At 69.3% G+C, this 15,589-nt stretch carries 13 protein-coding genes; 6 read left to right on the top strand and 7 right to left on the bottom strand.

All coding sequences use genetic code 11. From position 1 onward, the window contains the following. Positions 1-8 precede the first annotated feature (8 nt). A complete protein-coding gene (locus tag BN159_RS16950; protein ID WP_041819425.1) occupies positions 9-1,157 on the top strand; it encodes a GGDEF domain-containing protein in 1,149 nt (382 codons plus the stop codon). A 64-nt stretch (positions 1,158-1,221) separates the two neighbouring features. Next, on the top strand, positions 1,222-2,760 hold the full coding sequence (hutH, locus tag BN159_RS16945) for a histidine ammonia-lyase (protein WP_041819423.1): 1,539 nt from the start codon (positions 1,222-1,224) through the stop codon (positions 2,758-2,760). A gap of 62 nt (positions 2,761-2,822) precedes the next feature. Here the strand turns inward: hutH and BN159_RS16940 are convergent, their stop codons facing one another. Together BN159_RS16940 and BN159_RS16935 are read right to left on the bottom strand one after the other, a co-directional pair. Next, on the bottom strand, positions 2,823-3,593 hold the full coding sequence (locus BN159_RS16940; RefSeq protein ID WP_015658220.1) for a hypothetical protein: 771 nt from the start codon (positions 3,591-3,593) through the stop codon (positions 2,823-2,825). A gap of 43 nt (positions 3,594-3,636) precedes the next feature. After that, positions 3,637-3,921: an LPXTG cell wall anchor domain-containing protein gene (locus BN159_RS16935; protein ID WP_041819421.1), complete on the bottom strand. Its 285-nt coding sequence runs from the start codon at positions 3,919-3,921 to the stop codon at positions 3,637-3,639. 141 nt (positions 3,922-4,062) lie between these two features. Between BN159_RS16935 and BN159_RS16930 the strand changes: the two genes are divergently transcribed. Beyond that, complete coding sequence (locus tag BN159_RS16930) at positions 4,063-4,407, top strand: hypothetical protein (protein ID WP_051113512.1); 345 nt, start codon at positions 4,063-4,065, stop codon at positions 4,405-4,407. A gap of 205 nt (positions 4,408-4,612) precedes the next feature. Beyond that, a complete protein-coding gene (locus BN159_RS16925) occupies positions 4,613-5,872 on the top strand; it encodes a L,D-transpeptidase (protein ID WP_041819419.1) in 1,260 nt (419 codons plus the stop codon). Between the two features lie 82 nt (positions 5,873-5,954). Here BN159_RS16925 and BN159_RS16920 read toward each other — a convergent pair whose 3' ends face one another. From BN159_RS16920 to BN159_RS16910, 3 genes are all read right to left on the bottom strand, one after another. After that, positions 5,955-9,260: a S8 family peptidase gene (locus tag BN159_RS16920; protein WP_041819417.1), complete on the bottom strand. Its 3,306-nt coding sequence runs from the start codon at positions 9,258-9,260 to the stop codon at positions 5,955-5,957. 189 nt (positions 9,261-9,449) lie between these two features. Further along, complete coding sequence (locus tag BN159_RS16915; RefSeq protein WP_015658215.1) at positions 9,450-10,133, bottom strand: ABC transporter ATP-binding protein; 684 nt, start codon at positions 10,131-10,133, stop codon at positions 9,450-9,452. Between the two features lie 96 nt (positions 10,134-10,229). Next, the gene (locus BN159_RS16910; RefSeq protein WP_015658214.1) at positions 10,230-11,699 is read right to left on the bottom strand and encodes an ABC transporter permease; all 1,470 of its coding nucleotides are present in this window, start codon (positions 11,697-11,699) and stop codon (positions 10,230-10,232) included. 170 nt (positions 11,700-11,869) lie between these two features. Here BN159_RS16910 and BN159_RS16905 point away from each other — a divergent pair, with 170 nt between their 5' ends. After that, entirely contained in the window at positions 11,870-12,640 is a 771-nt protein-coding gene (locus BN159_RS16905; RefSeq protein ID WP_015658213.1) for a group II truncated hemoglobin, read from the top strand. Between the two features lie 16 nt (positions 12,641-12,656). On the opposite strand, the gene BN159_RS16900 is transcribed toward BN159_RS16905, so the two are convergent. After that, positions 12,657-13,568, bottom strand: coding sequence for a helix-turn-helix domain-containing protein (locus tag BN159_RS16900; RefSeq protein WP_015658212.1), 912 nt, complete (start codon positions 13,566-13,568; stop codon positions 12,657-12,659). A gap of 168 nt (positions 13,569-13,736) precedes the next feature. Between BN159_RS16900 and BN159_RS16895 the strand changes: the two genes are divergently transcribed. Further along, a complete protein-coding gene (locus tag BN159_RS16895; protein WP_015658211.1) occupies positions 13,737-14,780 on the top strand; it encodes an NAD(P)-dependent alcohol dehydrogenase in 1,044 nt (347 codons plus the stop codon). Positions 14,781-14,827: 47 nt separating this feature from the next. On the opposite strand, the gene BN159_RS16890 is transcribed toward BN159_RS16895, so the two are convergent. Then, entirely contained in the window at positions 14,828-15,571 is a 744-nt protein-coding gene (locus BN159_RS16890) for an AraC family transcriptional regulator (protein WP_015658210.1), read from the bottom strand. Positions 15,572-15,589 lie beyond the last annotated feature (18 nt).

Raw genomic sequence — 15,589 nt, 5'->3', positions numbered from 1 at the left:
CTGGAGTGATGGGAGAGGACGTTCGGTTGGCGGCTGTTGTGGGGTTGGCTCAGGGGATGGCTGCGGCTCATGGGTCGAGGGAGGCCTGGCGGGCGGCTGCCATGGGGGCCTGTCGGGCGCTCGGCGGGAGTTTTGCCGCGCTGTCCGTGTGGGAGCGGGACCTGGGGCGGTTGCGGGTGTTGGTGAACGTGGGGGAGCGGGCCCCGGACGAGGCGGAGTTTCCGGAGACGGAGGCCTACCCCGTTCATCAGTTCCCGGAGATCACCGAGTTCCTGCACGAGCGCTGGGCCGGGGGCGGTGAGCCCAACGCCTGGGTGGAGACCGCGGAAGGGCCTGCCGCCGGGCGGCGCCCGGGATATGTGCATCAGCGGGTCGCCGCGCTGCGCCGCCGCGGCCGTGGGTGTTGTGTCGTCGCGCCGATCGTGCTGAACGGGCGGGCGTGGGGCGAGTTGTATGTCGCCCGGCCTGTCGGCGCACCCCTCTTCGACCGTTCCGACGCCGACTTCGCCACCGTCCTCGCCGCTGTGGTGGCTGCCGGAATCGCCCAGGCGGAACGGCTGGAGGAGGCCCGGCGGCTGGCCTTCACCGACGCGCTCACCGGGCTCGCCAACCGCCGGGCCGTCGACGGACGTCTCGACGAGGCCATCGAGCGGCACCGCGCGGACGGCGTCGTCGTCAGCCTCGTCGTCTGCGACCTGAACGGCCTCAAGCGCGTCAACGACACCCTCGGGCACGCCGTCGGCGACCGCCTGCTGGAGCGCTTCGGCTCGGTGCTCTCCCTGTGCGGCGCCATGCTCCCCGGCGCCCTCGCGGCCCGCCTCGGCGGTGACGAGTTCTGTCTGGTCGCTGTCGGCCCGCCCGCCGACGACGTCGTCCGCGCCGCTGATGAACTGTGCCGCCGAGCCGGTGAGTTGGAGCTGGGGGATGGTGTGGCCTGTGGGGTCGCCTCCACCGAGGATCCGATCGGCCCGGTCCGTTCCGCCCGCCGCCTCTTCCGGCTCGCGGACGCCGCCCAGTACCGGGCCAAGGCCATGCGCGCCGTCAAACCGGTGGTCGCGGGCCGGGAGGGCCCCGACGACCCCGTCGTACAGCTCGCCGACACGCCCGCCGCGGAGCCCTCGGGCGGTGAGCGCCGCCGGTTCCGCGGGCGTCGGTAAGGGGCGGACCCCGTCCCCACTGGTGACATCTTGGAATTCAGTGCGTACGCTCCTGAATATGGATATGCACACTGTGGTGGTGGGGACGTCCGGGGTGACCGCGTCCGACGTTCTCGCCGTGGCGCGCGGCGGCGCTCGCGTCGAGCTGGGTCAGGAGGCCGTGGCCGCACTCGCCGCGGCCCGCGAGATCGTGGACGCGCTGGCGGCCAAGCCCGAGCCCGTCTACGGCGTCTCCACCGGTTTCGGCGCCCTGGCGACCCGGCACATCAGCCAGGAGCTGCGCGCCCAGCTCCAGCGGAACATCGTGCGCTCGCACGCCGCTGGAATGGGCCCGCGCGTGGAGCGCGAGGTCGTACGCGCGCTGATGTTCCTGCGCCTGAAGACCGTCTGCTCCGGGCACACCGGCGTCCGCCCCGAGGTCGCCCAGACCATGGCCGACGTCCTGAACGCCGGGATCACCCCGGTCGTCCACGAGTACGGCTCCCTCGGCTGCTCCGGCGACCTGGCCCCGCTCTCCCACTGCGCCCTCGCGCTCATGGGCGAGGGTGACGCGGAGGGCCCGGACGGCGCCGTACGCCCCGCCGGTGAGCTGCTCGCCGAGCACGGCATCGCCCCCGTCGAACTGCGCGAGAAGGAGGGCCTGGCCCTCCTCAACGGCACCGACGGCATGCTCGGCATGCTGATCATGGCGCTCGCCGATCTGGACACCCTGTACAAGTCCGCCGACATCACCGCCGCCCTGTCGCTCGAGGCGCTCCTCGGCACCGACAAGGTCCTCGCGCCGGAGCTGCACGCCATCCGCCCGCACCCGGGGCAGGGCGCCTCCGCCGCCAACATGCTCGCCGTGCTGAAGGACTCGCAGCTCACGGGCCACCACCAGGACGACGCCCCCCGGGTCCAGGACGCCTACTCGGTGCGCTGCGCCCCGCAGGTCGCCGGTGCCGGGCGGGACACCATGGCGCACGCGCGCGTGGTGGCCGAGCGGGAGCTGGCCTCCGCCGTCGACAACCCCGTCGTCCTGCCGGACGGACGTGTGGAGTCCAACGGCAACTTCCACGGGGCGCCGGTCGCCTATGTCCTCGACTTCCTCGCCATCGCCGCCGCCGACCTCGCCTCCATCGCCGAGCGGCGCACCGACCGGCTGCTCGACAAGAACCGCAGCCACGGGCTGCCGCCGTTCCTCGCGGACGACGCGGGCGTCGACTCCGGGCTGATGATCGCCCAGTACACGCAGGCCGCTCTGGTCAGCGAGCTGAAGCGGCTGGCCCTACCGGCGTCCGCGGACTCGATCCCGTCCTCCGCCATGCAGGAGGACCACGTCTCCATGGGCTGGTCGGCCGCGCGCAAGCTGCGGACCGCCGTGGACAACCTCACGCGGGTCATCGCGGTGGAGCTGTACGCGGCCACGCGCGGCGTCGAACTGCGCGAGGGACTCACCCCCGCACCCGCCACGCAGGCCGTCATCGAGGCCGTACGCAAGGCGGGCGTGCAGGGGCCGGGGCCGGACCGGTTCCTCGCCCCCGACCTCGCGGCGGCGGACGCCTTCGTGCGCGACGGGCGGCTGGTCGCGGCCGCGGAGAGCGTCACCGGGCCGCTTCAGTAGCGAACACGGCGGACAGCACGGAGCCCCGCCGCGCGGTACTGCGCGGCGGGGCTCTCGCTTGCTTACTTCAGCTTGCCGACCTGCGTCGTGACGACCTCCGCCGGGATCTCGGCGACCTTGCCGGTGCCGAGCGAGGCGAGGTTCACCGTGTAGAACGTGGCGATGGTGTTGCCCTTGCGGACCACCTCGGTGGTGAAGTTGGCCGTGCCCTCGCCGTCCATGTCGACGCCCTGGGAGAACGCCACGGACTCGTCGCCCTGGCCCGAGGCCTTGGCCGGGCTGACCTTGGTGACCTTGGAGTCCTCGCCGTCCGCGGCCAGGCCGTAGCCGCCGGAGCAGGCGGCGACGCCGTCACTCAGCGCCTTCATGGTCTTCTCGGCGCCGTCGCCGTCGTAGGAAGACAGGCCCACGAAGGTCATGTTGAGGTTGAACGCGTCCTCGAAGTCCTCCGGAGAGGCAGTCGCGGTCGCCGCCTTGTCCTCGGCGACCGTGTTGGAGGCGCTCGCCTCGGTGTCGCCCGGGGCCAGGCCCGCCGTGGACCACGCCAGCGGGTCGCACTCCGCCTTGTCCGTCTTCACCTCGGACTTGGACTTGGGGAGGGTGTCGTCCCCCGCGTCGACCTTGTAGCCCTTGAGGTCGCTCGTGGTGAGCAGCAGCTTCTCCAGGTCCGCGGCGCTGAGCGCCTTCGCGGCCTGAGTGGGGGAGGCCGAGGCCTCCTTGCCGTTGTCCGTGGAGTCCTTGGACTCGTCGCTCGAACAACCCGTGATGAGGGCGAGCGTTACCGCGCTCATGGCGACCGTGGCGCCTATGCGCGCCCCCGATGATCTCTTCATGAGCCGGACTATGAATGTTTGTTTAAAGAATCGTCAAGTCGGTTCAGAAACCGTGACGTTCCCGTCGTACCGAATACACCACGAACCCGGCGCCCAGGGCCAGGGAGAAGGTCCCGCCGACGACGTAGGGCGTGGTGTCGAAGCTTCCGGTGTCGGCGAGTTCGACCTCGGTCGCGTCGGACGTGGCGGCGACCCGCGCCTGCTGGGTGACCTGCGTCGTCGGACTCGTCGAGGGCACCTGTCTCGCCGGCTCGTCCCCGCTCGCGTTGGCGGACGGGACGAACCACAGGGCGCCCAGGAGGGTTCCTGCAGCGGTGGCGGTCAGCAACGGACGGCGAGCGGATGACACGGAATATCGATCCCCTTGTGGCGCTGGCGAATTGGCCGTGTGGAGCGATGCTAATGAAAGCCGGGGGTCGCGGGAAAGTCGTGGGAGCCTCAAGCCGGGCTCGGGCCGTACGCTCCGACCATGAGCACTGAAGAGACATCACGATTTGTCCGGCTTCGCGTGGAACTCGTCCTGGAAGTGGACGACGCGGACGCCGTGACCAAGGCCGCCCTGGCGCGGATCGCCGGCGACGCGGACATGCCCGGCGACGAGCGGGCGCACGCCGAGGGCGCTGTGACGGAAGACACCGCGGAGGCGCTGGCCTATCTCGTCGACCCGTTCGACCTGGTCAGCGAGGTGCCCGGGGTGGACCTCGCGCAGGCCTCCTGGTCCAGCGAGCAGATCGACTACGACCCCGATTCGCCGGACTGGGACATCGACGAGGATGATGTCGACGAGGACGACGACGAAGCGACGGTTGGCTGAGCACGCTTGGGGAAATCGTGACCCCGGTCGGCAACCGCCGGCCGGGGTTTCTTCGTCTCACGCTGCGCACTGACCGACATCCGCACCACCCGCCTCGGCGGACGTGGTGTGCCCCACACATCCAAGGGATGTGGAACGGGACGAACCGGTCGTAGCGTTGAAGGTTCTTGACGGGGACTCTCGGGGTACTGGGGATTCGGCAACGATGGAGAAGCGTGTGATGACGGTCGGTAAGCGGCGCAGGGGCCTGACGGTCGCGTCCGCACTGCTCGGCAGTGTGCTGGTGCTCTCGGCCTGTTCCGGCGGCGATGAGGCGTCCGGGGACGAGAGCGGCGACACCTCGCAGGCCAAGGTCGACGAGGCGGCGGCGCAGAAGACCTCCGAGGCCCAGATCAAGATCACGCCGAAGGACGGCGCCGACAACGCCTCCATCAACTCCACCGCGGTCACCGTGAGCAAGGGCACGCTCACCGAGGTGAAGATGACCACCGCCGACGGCGCCGCCGTCGAGGGTGAGATATCCGCGGACAAGAAGACCTGGAAGCCGACCGCCCAGCTGGAGCGGTCCACCACTTACAAGATCACGGCGACCGCCGAGGACGCCAAGGGCCTGGAGGCCCACGAGAACGCCTCGTTCTCCACGCTCTCCCCGACGAACAGCTTCCTCGGCTACTTCACCCCCGAGGACGGCTCCACGGTGGGCGTCGGCATGCCGGTGTCGATCAACTTCGACAAGCAGATCACCAACAAGGCGGACGTCCAGAAGGGCATCACCGTCTCCAGCAGCAGCGGCCAGGAGGTCGCCTGCCACTGGTTCAACGCCAACCGCATGGACTGCCGCCCCGAGGACTACTGGCAGGAGGGCTCGACCGTCACCCTGAAAATGGCCCTCGACGGCGTCGAGGGTGCCGAGGGCGTCTACGGCGTCCAGCAGAAGACGGTCACCTTCACCATCGGCCGCAACCAGGTCTCCTACGTCGACGCGAACACCAAGCAGATGAAGGTGACGCAGGACGGCAAGGTCGTCAAGACCATCCCGATCTCCGCCGGTTCGCCCGAGAACAAGACGTACGAGGGCACCATGGTGATGTCGGAGATGTTCAAGGAGACGCGCATGAACGGCGCGACCGTGGGCTTCACCGACGACGACGGCAAGGGCGAGTACGACATCAAGGACGTGCCGCACGCCATCCGGCTGACCAACTCCGGCACCTTCATCCACGGCAACTACTGGGGCGCCGACTCGGTCTTCGGCAGTGTCAACACCAGCCACGGATGTGTCGGTCTGAACGACACCAAGGGCGCCAACGACAAGGGCACCGCGGGCTACTGGTTCTACACCAACTCGATCATCGGTGACGTCGTGGTCGTCCAGAACACCGGCGACAAGACTGTCTCCCCGGACAACGGCCTCAACGGCTGGAACATGAACTGGGCGGACTGGAAGGCGGGTTCGGCGGTCTGATCCGCCGCTCGTTCCTCGATCACAAGAGAAGCGGCCCCCGGGACCTGAGTCCCGGGGGCCGCTTCCTTCTATCGGTTACGGACTACTTGCCGTAGTACGCGTTGTAGATCGAGATCGTCGACTTGTTGCCCTTCTTGTCGGCGACCTTCGCGTGGAAGGAGATGCCCTTGCCCTGCTCCGGGCTCTTCACCTTGATCTTGCCGTTGGTGACGGTGACCTTCTTCCAGGTCTGGCCGTAGTCGTACGACACGTACACCGCGAGCGACTTCAGGTTGCTGCCCTTGGCCGCGCCCTCGACGACGACCGGGATCGTCTTCGTGTGACCCGCCGCGACCCGGCTGTCCAGGCCGGTCTTGGCGTTGAAGCGGACCGTGGAGGCGGGCAGCTTGGCCAGGTCGGACGTGGGCTTCTTGGACTTGAACGTCCAGCTCGCGTCGATCCGGGTGGAGGCGGCCGCGACCTTGACGCTCCGCTTCACCGAGGTCGTCAGCTTGTACTCGGCCTCGGCGGACGGGACCTTGAACGGCTTCTCACCGAACAGCGGGTCGTCGTTGGTGCCGACCTTGGTGCCGTTGCGGTACAGCGTGGTGTTGACCGAGCTGAACTCCGAGGAACCGGCGTGGGACTTGCCGTCCGCGAACAGCGGCAGGTAACCGAAGATGTTGTTGCCCTCGCGGAACAGACCGAAGTCGGCGTTCAGGTGCGGGCCGAAGACGGCCGTGTTGAACGTCTTCGAGTAGGTCTCGCCCGCCTTGAAGGACTGCTCGGCGCCGAGCGTGTAGTACGCCTCGGTGATCGGCCAGCCGTCCGCGTCGACCCCGCCGATCTGCTCGAAGTCCATCTGCCACTTCACACCGGAGCCGGTGGACACGTGCACCGTGCGGGTGCTGGGCAGCTGCTGCGGGATGCCGATGGAGGAGGCGCTGCTGACGCCGGGCAGCCAGCCCACGGCGTTGACGGAGCCCTTCTTGCCGCTGGACGAGGCGCCCATGCCGACCTTCACCGTGGCCAGTTCGCTCGCCTTGTAGTGCTTGGTGTAACCGGTGGCGAGCTGCTGGACCTTGCTTCCGGCGACGGTGTTGTACTCCGCCTTGTCACCGCTGCTCCAGTGGCCGTCCCACTGCTGGGACAGCGAACCGTCGGTGATCTTCGGACCGAGGCCCTTGGTGCGGAAGTTGGCGTAGCTGTCCAGGAACCAGACGAATCCGTAGCCGGAGTCGCCCACCGTGAGGTCGTAACCCGGTGCCGCGAACTCCGACTTGGCGTTCGCGTCCGGCACGGTGATGTCCACCGGCTTGGCGGTACGGGCGTCCAGCGTGACCGTCGTGTTCTTGGTGACGCTCAGCTTGGGCTGGGCCAGCCAGTCGATGCCCTTCGCGGGGTCCTCGGCGTCCACGGAGATGCTGGAGTCGAGGATGTACTGGCCCTTGGGGACGCGCACGGTGACGGTGCCGTCGGCGTCGTACGGGAAGAAGTACCGGTTCTCGGCGAGACCCGAGACGCCCAGCAGGAAGGCGCTCCAGTACTCGGCCGCGGTGCCGTCACGGTTGATGGCCTTCACCGTGAGGTCGTACGACTCCACCTCGCGCTGCACCGCGGCGGCCGTACGGACGCTCTGCCCGCCGCCCGTCGCCGTGACGTACGCCGAGTAGGCGCCGTCCAGGGTGCCGCCCAGCTTGGTGTTGACCGTCATGTCGACGGTGGCCTTGCCGCCCGCCGGGACGGTCACCGTGGTGGCGCCCAGCTTGAAGAAGCCCGCTGGGGCCGGCTGGCCCTTGGGGTTGGTGGCGGTCGACGACAGCTTCAGCGTGACGTCCTCGGTACCGAGGTTGCGGTACGTCACCTGCTTGGTGACCGGGGTGTCGTCGGTGTGCGGCCACTGCTGCACCCCGAAGCTCACCGACACCGGGTCGGCGATCACGGTCTGCTTGATGGCCTTGTCGACCTGGATCCGGCCCGAACCCTGCTCGAACGGCGTGTACTTGCCGCCCTTGGTGGACGCGGTCAGCGCGCCCTTGAGCTCGGCGTACGTCCACTCCGGGTGCTGTTGCTTCAGGATCGCGGCGGCGCCCGCGACATGCGGCGTCGCCATCGACGTACCCGAGATGGTCAGGTAGCCGGCCGGCTTCTCGCCGACCTCCTGCTCGATCAGGCTGCCCTTGGCGGACGCGGCGGTGATGTCCACACCGGGCGCGGTGACGTCCGGCTTGATGGCGCCGTCGCCCAGGCGCGGGCCGGTGGAGGAGAAGTCGGCCAGCTTGTCCTTGTCGTCGACGGCGCCGACGGTGAGCGCGGCGTCCGCGCTGCCCGGCGAACCGACCGACTCGGGGCCCGAGTTGCCCGCCGCGATGGCGAACAGCATGCCCTTCTCCTCGGACAGCTTGTTGACCGCCGCCTCCAGCGGGTCCACCTCGGGGGTGTCCATGCCGCCGAGGCTGAGGTTGACGACCTGGGCGCCCTGCTCGGCCGCCCACTCCATGCCGGCGAGGATGCCGGAGTCGTCACCGGAGCCGGTGTCGTCCAGCACCTTGCCGTTCAGGACCTGGGCGCCGGGCGCCACGCCCTTGTACTTGCCGCCGGACTTCGCGCCGGTACCCGCCGCGATGGACGCGACATGCGTGCCGTGGCCGACCTTGTCCTCGGCGGTGGCGGCCGGGGTGAAGTTCTTGGCGGCGATCACCTGGTCCTTGAGGTCCGGGTGAGTGGCGTCAACTCCCGTGTCCAGCACGGCAATCTTCACGCCCTTGCCGTCGTACCCCGCCGACCAGGCCTTCGGGGCGCCGATCTGGGGCACGGACTTGTCGAGCGTGGCCTTGCGGGTGCCGTCGAGCCAGATGTGCGCGATGCCCGAGGCGGTCCGGTCGCCATTGGTGACGGCGTCCCACAGGTCGGGCGTCTCGGTGTACGGCGTCTGCACCGCGTCCGCGTTCAGGGACTTCAGGCTGCGGCGCAGCTCGCCCGACTCACGGACATCGGCCTTGGTGCCGGTGGCGGCGCCCTTGTAGCCGACGATCACCTTCAGGCCCTTGGCCTGCGACTTGCGGGTCGCGGACTTGTTGAGCTCGGTGATGTCGAAGAGGCGCTGGTCGAGCTTTCCGGTCGCGATCAACCGGGCCGCGTCGGCCGGTACGACGAGCGTGTGCCCGTCGGCCTTGCGGACCTGGACGGGTATGTGCTGACGGCCCTTCGCCCGCTCCAGGCCCACGACTTGGCCCTTGGCGTTCACGACGACCCGGTCACCCGTGATGAGGGTGATGCGGTGGTGGGCGGAGAGCTGGGCGGCGGACTCGGTCCGCTGCTCGGGCTTCGCCGACGCCGGGCTGGTCATGCCGGCGGCGAGGGCGACGGCGGCTGCCGTGGCGACGGTGGCCGCGCATGCTCTTTTCACTTGTCTGCGCAAGTTTCCCCCTTGCTGATGTACCGGGTGAATTTCCCCGTTCACCCGGCCGGGGGTGGTCCTGCACAGACGTACGTGCACCCCCCGGTATACGAAGTATGCCGGGGGATGATCAGCGACCTCAATAGACAGGAGACGGACAGAATCGGACTGTTACGAACCGGACTTACAGAGCCGGACTTACGAGCCCGCGTTTTCCTTCACGGAGATCTTTCCCTTGCGGATGGTCGCGAGGCGGGGGGCCTTCTTCGCGATGGACGAATCGTGCGTGACCATGATGAAAGTCAGCCCGAGCTCCTTCCACATACGCTCCAGTACGTCCATGATCTCGTCGCGCATCGACTCGTCGAGATTGCCGGTGGGTTCATCGGCGAGCAGCACCTTGGGCTGCTTGACCAGGGCGCGGGCGATGGCTACGCGCTGCTGCTGACCGCCGGACATCTCCGACGGCAGATGTCCCAGGCGCTCTCCCAGACCCACCGACTTCAGCGCCTCGGCGGCCCGTTCACGGCGCTCCTTCACCTTCGCGCCGAGCGGTACGAGCGCGGTTTCGACGTTCTCCTGTGCGGTCAGGGTGGGGATCAGATTGAAACTCTGGAAGACGAAGCCGATGTTCTCGCTGCGGACGCGGGTCAGTTTGGACTCGGAGAGTTTGGCCAGATCCGTGCCATCCAGAACGACCTCGCCCGAAGTCGGGCGGTCCAGGCCGCCGAGCATCTGGAGAAGGGTGGACTTGCCGCCGCCGGTGGGGCCCTGAATGACGAGGCGGTCCCCGTCGGCGATGGCGAGGTCAACTCCGTCGAGGGCGTGGACTGCTTCTTTGCCTCGGGTGTAGAGCTTGGTGACGTTTCTGAGTTCGTACATTGGGGGCTCCTGGTTCTTGGTCCACCGCGGGCCGGTGGGGGCTGGGTGCGCTCGCGCGGCGGAGCCGCATATCGATACGGCCCCGCGCCCCTGGGGCTACTCGACTCGCCGGAGTGCGTCCGCCGGGCGGAGCCTTGACGCTCGCCAGCCGCCGAACGCGCCCGCGATCAGGCCGCCCGCCACTGCCAGGCCCACCGCCAGGGCGATCGTCGTCGCGCTCACCGGGGCGGTGAGGGCCACTTCCAGGGCGTTCGACGACTGCTGTGCCGCCGGGCCGCCCATGCCGCCGCCGGGGCCGCCGCCACCAGGTCCGCCGCCGAAGCCGCCACCTGTGGAGCCGAGTTGGGCCTCCAGGGTCGGGCTGATCGCCGTCACGGCGTAGGCGCCCGCCAGGCCCACCGCGATGCCGAGGACACCGCCCACCAGGCCGTTGACGACCGCCTCACCGACGACCTGCCGGGTGACCCGGCCCGACTTCCAGCCCAGGGCCTTCAGCGTGCCGAACTCCCGTACCCGGCGCGACACCGCCGAGGAGGTGAGTAGGCCGGCCACCAGGAACGCGGCCGCCAGTACCGCGATCGACAGCCACTTGCCGACGCTGCTCGCGAGGTCCGACGCCGTCGACAGGGAGCCGGACACGGTGTCCGCGAGGTCCGCCGAAGTCGTCACCGTCGTACCGGAGATGTTCTGCTGGATCTCCGACTTCACCGCGTCGATCCGCTGGGAGTCGGTCGCCTTGACGTAGATCGTGGTGACCTTGTTCTTCGAGTCGCTCAGCGTCTGCGCCTGCTTCAGCGGGATGTAGAGGTTGGCCGCCGCGTCCCCGCTCTCCGGGGTTGCGATGCCGATCACCTCGAACTTGGTGCCCTTCACGGTCACCTTGGAGCCGACCTTCAGCTCCTTCTCCTTGGCGTAGGAGGCATCGGCGACTACCACCTTGGCGTTCGTCTCCGACGACTTGAACGTACGACCACTGGTGATCTTCGAGGAGGTCAGCGGGCCGAGCGCGGGCTCGGTGACATCCGTGCCGTAGACCGAGTAGTTGTTGACGTCGAACTCGGCGCCGCCGCCCTCGACCCGGCCCTCGGGGGACTGCATCCCGCCACCGGGACCGCCCTGCTGCTGGCCGCCACCCCCATCCTGCTGGAACTCGCCGCGCCGGAACTGCCCGCTGACCTTGATGACCTGGAGGCTCAGGCCGCCCACCGCGTCCGAGACGCCGTTCTGCGCGCCGACCTTGTCCACGGTCGAGGACGCCAGCGTCTGGAAGCCCTGGACCATGACCCGGTCGCTGCTCTGCTCCTCGTCGGAGTCCTCGTCCTGCGCGTCGAACTCGAAGCGCGGGCGCTCCGGCTGACTGCCCTCGGCGGCGGCCGCCTTGGTGACCGTCATGTCGGTGCCGAGCCCGTAAAGCGACTCCAGGACCTTGTCCTGGGCCTTGCCCATGCCCGAGGACACGGAGTTGACCACGATGACCAGGGCGATGCCCAGCGCGAGACCGGAGGCGACGACGAGGGCCGCCTTTCTGCGGCGGCGCAGCTCGCGCCTCAGGTAGGTGAAGAACATGCGCCGCAAGCTAGGGACGGCGCGTGATGAAGGAATAAGGCCGAAATAAGAGAAGGATGAGAAGGCTGTCCGCGAGCCGGGAAGCGGCTGGATTTTCGCCCAGCGCTGACGCGGGCTCCGACCGCGCCGGAAGAACACCTTCCGTCCGGACTCTGTGTTTGTGTGTCCGCATGACGGCTCACACGGTGGAATACATCCGGTACCGCATTCCCGAGCAGCAGTCGGCGGAGTTCCTGGCCGCCTACACCCGCGCGGCGGCCAGTCTCAAGGCGGCCCCGCAATGCGTCGACTACGAACTGACCCGGTGCGAGGAGGACTTGGAGCACTTCATCCTGCGCATCACCTGGACCTCGACCGAGGACCACATCAAGGGCTTCCGCACCTCTGAGGTGTTCCCCGACTTCCTCGCCGCGATCCGCCCCTACATCGGCAACATCGAGGAGATGCGGCACTATCAGCCGACCGACGTGCGCGGCACGGGCGCGGCGGTGCCGACGCTGTACGACTGGGCGGGCGGCGCCGAGGCGTTCAGCCGCCTGACCACGGCGTTCTACGACCGGGCCCTCAAGGACGAGCTGCTGGCCCCCCTGTTCGAGGGCCTGCACCCGGACCACGCCGAGCATGTCGCCCTCTGGTTCGGCGAGGTCTTCGGCGGCCCGACCGTCTACTCCGACACCCAGGGCGGCCACAACCACATGGTCGCCAAGCACATGGGCCTGGGCGTCAACGAGACCCAGCGCCGCCGCTGGGTCAACCTCATCCAGGACGCGGCGGACGAGGCGGGCCTGCCGACCGACGCCGAGTTCCGCTCGGCCTTCCTCGCCTATGTGGAGTGGGGCACCCGCCTGGCCGTCTACTTCTCCGGCCCCGACGCGCAGGCCCCGGGCGAACAGCCGGTGCCGAAGTGGAACTGGGGGGCGGCGCCGCCGTATCAGGGATGAGCAGCCCTCGTCCTCATCAGGGATGAGTCGCCCCGGTCCCCGCCCGTGTCGCGTCCGTGCCCCAGCTCGCCAGCAGCCGGAGCGCGTCCGCGGACGGGGACCCCGGCTCCGCGTGATACGTGATCAGGTTCTGTTCGGATCCGTCGGCCAGCTGGAACGACTCGAAGGACAGGCTCAGGTCGCCGACCAGCGGATGGCGCAGCGGCTTGACGCCGTAGGTCTTCTCCTTGACGTCGTGCGTGGCCCACAGCCGCCGGAACTCCTCGCTCTTCACGGAGAGTTCGCCGACCAGGGCGGACAGCAGCGGGTCGTCCGGATGGCAGCCCGCGTCCATGCGCAGGAAGCTGACGATGTCGTACGCCTTCTGGTCCCACTCCCTGAACAGCTCGCGGTACTCGGGCCGCAGGAACACCAGCCGCGCCCAGTTCCGTTCCTGCGGCGGCAGTTCGGCCCAGTCGCCGAAGACGGCGGCGGCCATCCGGTTCCAGGCGAGGATGTCGGAGCGGCGACCGGAGATGTACGCGGGGACCGTCTCGATCGAGTCCAGCAGGTACCGTAGCGCCGGACGCACCTGCTGCTGCCGCGCCGCCGGCTTCTTCTTGTGCTGCGTCGGCTTGGCCAGATGCGTCAGATGCGCGTGCTCGGCGTTGCTCAGCCGCAGCGCCCGCGCGATGGAGTCCAGTACCTCCGCCGACACATTGCGGCCGTTGCCCTGTTCGAGGCGGGTGTAGTACGCCACCGACACGCCGGCCAACTGGGCCAGCTCCTCCCGGCGCAGCCCCGGCACCCTGCGGTGCCGCCCGTACACGGGCAGCCCCACGTCCTCCGGCTTCAGCCGGGCGCGCCGGGTGCGCAGGAACTCACTCAGCTCGGCACGCCTGTCCAGGCCGCCGCCGGGCTCCTGGGGGGATGCGGGCTGCTCGTCCATGCGTCCATTATTCCCGGTCGTACGCACACCAGCCTGCCCCCGCCAGTAGTAGGAACAGCAGACGTACGCAAAGCTGTGACCTGGGTGAATGTCGGCGAGCCCGGCAGTGTGGAGGGGTGCCCGGACGGAAGGCAGCCGGGCGCGCAACCCCCTAGGAGAACCCCTCCCATGACCACTGTCGCTGCGTACGCCGCCCCCGCTGCCAAGGCCCCGCTGGAGCGCACCACGATCGAGCGCCGCGCGGTCGGCGAGTTCGATGTGCTGATCGACATCAAGTTCGCCGGAATCTGCCACTCGGACATCCATCAGGCCCGCGAGGGCTGGGGCGAGGCCATCTTCCCGATGGTCCCCGGCCATGAGATCGCGGGCGTGGTCGCCGAGGTCGGATCCGGCGTCACCCGGTACGCCGTCGGTGACCGGGTGGGCGTCGGCTGCATGGTCGACTCCTGCCGTGAGTGCGACAACTGCAAGGCCGGTCTCGAGCAGTACTGCACCGGCGGCGGCATGATCGGCACCTACAACGCCCTCGACAGGAACGGAGAGCCCACCTACGGCGGGTACTCCCACCAGATCGTCGTGGACGAGAACTACGTCGTCCGGATCCCGGACGGACTGTCCCTGGACGTGGCCGCGCCGCTGCTGTGCGCGGGCATCACCACGTACTCCCCGCTCAAGCACTGGAACGCCGGGCCCGGCAAGAAGGTCGCGATCGTCGGCATGGGCGGCCTCGGCCACATGGCCGTCAAGATCGCCCACGCCCTCGGCGCCGAGGTGACGGTCCTGTCGCAGTCCCTGCGCAAGCAGGAGGACGGGCTGAAGCTGGGCGCGGACCACTACTACGCCACCAGCGACCCGAAGACCTTCGAGGAACTGGCCGGCACCTTCGACCTGATCCTCTCCACGGTCTCGGCCCCGCTGAACCTGGACCAGTTCCTGTCGCTGCTCAGGACGGACGGCGCGTTCGTGAACGTCGGCGCCCCCGAGGAGCCCGTCGCGCTCAACCTCTTCTCGGTGATCATGGGCCGCAAGTCCCTCGCCGGCTCCGGCATCGGCGGCATCCAGGAGACCCAGGAGATGCTGGACTTCTGCGCGGAGCACGGCTTCGGCGCGGAGATCGAGCTGATCGCCGCGAGCGAGATCAACGAGGCGTACGAGCGGGTGCTGGCCAGCGATGTCCGGTACCGGTTCGTGATCGATACGGCGACGATCTGAGCCGTGTGCTGTTGTTGTTGAGGGCCCCCGGAGCTTTCCGGGGGCCCTCAGCCGCGCTCGTGCGCCCCCGGTGTGTGCCCGAACGTCCGCCGGAACACCTCGATGAACGCGCTCGCCGACGACCAGCCGCAGGCATGCGCCACGGCGGTCACGGACCGGCCCTCGGCCAGCAGCACCAGCGCGTGGTGCAGCCGCAGTTGGGTGCGCCACTGCGGGAAGGTCATCCCGAGGTCGGCCCGGAAGAGCCGGGACAGGGTCCGCTCACTGGCACCGACCTGCCGGCCGAGCGCGCCGAGCGTGCGGTGGTCGGCCGGGTCCTCGTGCAACAGGGCGCACAGCGCCCGCAGTTGGGGGTGGCCGGGAGCGGGGAGGTGCAGCGGCTGCTGCGGCGAGGCCCGCAACTGGTCGAGCAGCACCGCCCGGAGCCGTCCGCGCTCGGGGCTGTCGTCGTGCGGGGCGCGGGTGTAGGCGAGGATCAGCTCGCGCAGCAGCGGGCCGACGCTCAGCACGGTCGGCGCGTCGAGGCCGAGCGGGTTGTCGGACGCGGGCAGGCCCACGAGATGCAGGTCGAGACCGCCGTACGCCCGATGCGCGTGCACGGTGCCCGCGGGCACCCAGACCGCCCGGGTGGCCGGGGCGACCCAGGACCCGGCGTCGGTGGTGACGGCGAGGACACCGCGGGCGGCGTAGACGATCTGGTGCTCGTCGTGCCGGTGGGCGTCGATGGCCGCGCCCGGGGCGAGGAACTGGGCGCGGGTGGGGGCGGCCGGCTCGTGGCGGATCTGCGTCATTGCCTGGCAGATTATCGA

It is taken from the genome of Streptomyces davaonensis JCM 4913, from assembly GCF_000349325.1.
Lineage (GTDB): Bacteria > Actinomycetota > Actinomycetes > Streptomycetales > Streptomycetaceae > Streptomyces > Streptomyces davaonensis.
This window is presented reverse-complemented; position numbering and strand designations above follow the sequence as displayed.

Bases quoted from the DNA above. Each gene is read 5' to 3' on its own strand.
- BN159_RS16950 (WP_041819425.1), top strand. From the start codon at position 9: ATGGGAGAGGACGTTCGGTTGGCGGCTGTTGTGGGGTTGGCTCAGGGG.
- hutH (WP_041819423.1), top strand. From the start codon at position 1,222: ATGCACACTGTGGTGGTGGGGACGTCCGGGGTGACCGCGTCCGACGTT.
- BN159_RS16940 (WP_015658220.1), bottom strand. From the start codon at position 3,593: ATGAAGAGATCATCGGGGGCGCGCATAGGCGCCACGGTCGCCATGAGC.
- BN159_RS16930 (WP_051113512.1), top strand. From the start codon at position 4,063: ATGAGCACTGAAGAGACATCACGATTTGTCCGGCTTCGCGTGGAACTC.
- BN159_RS16925 (WP_041819419.1), top strand. From the start codon at position 4,613: ATGGAGAAGCGTGTGATGACGGTCGGTAAGCGGCGCAGGGGCCTGACG.
- BN159_RS16915 (WP_015658215.1), bottom strand. From the start codon at position 10,133: ATGTACGAACTCAGAAACGTCACCAAGCTCTACACCCGAGGCAAAGAA.
- BN159_RS16910 (WP_015658214.1), bottom strand. From the start codon at position 11,699: ATGTTCTTCACCTACCTGAGGCGCGAGCTGCGCCGCCGCAGAAAGGCG.
- BN159_RS16905 (WP_015658213.1), top strand. From the start codon at position 11,870: ATGACGGCTCACACGGTGGAATACATCCGGTACCGCATTCCCGAGCAG.
- BN159_RS16900 (WP_015658212.1), bottom strand. From the start codon at position 13,568: ATGGACGAGCAGCCCGCATCCCCCCAGGAGCCCGGCGGCGGCCTGGAC.
- BN159_RS16895 (WP_015658211.1), top strand. From the start codon at position 13,737: ATGACCACTGTCGCTGCGTACGCCGCCCCCGCTGCCAAGGCCCCGCTG.
- BN159_RS16890 (WP_015658210.1), bottom strand. From the start codon at position 15,571: ATGACGCAGATCCGCCACGAGCCGGCCGCCCCCACCCGCGCCCAGTTC.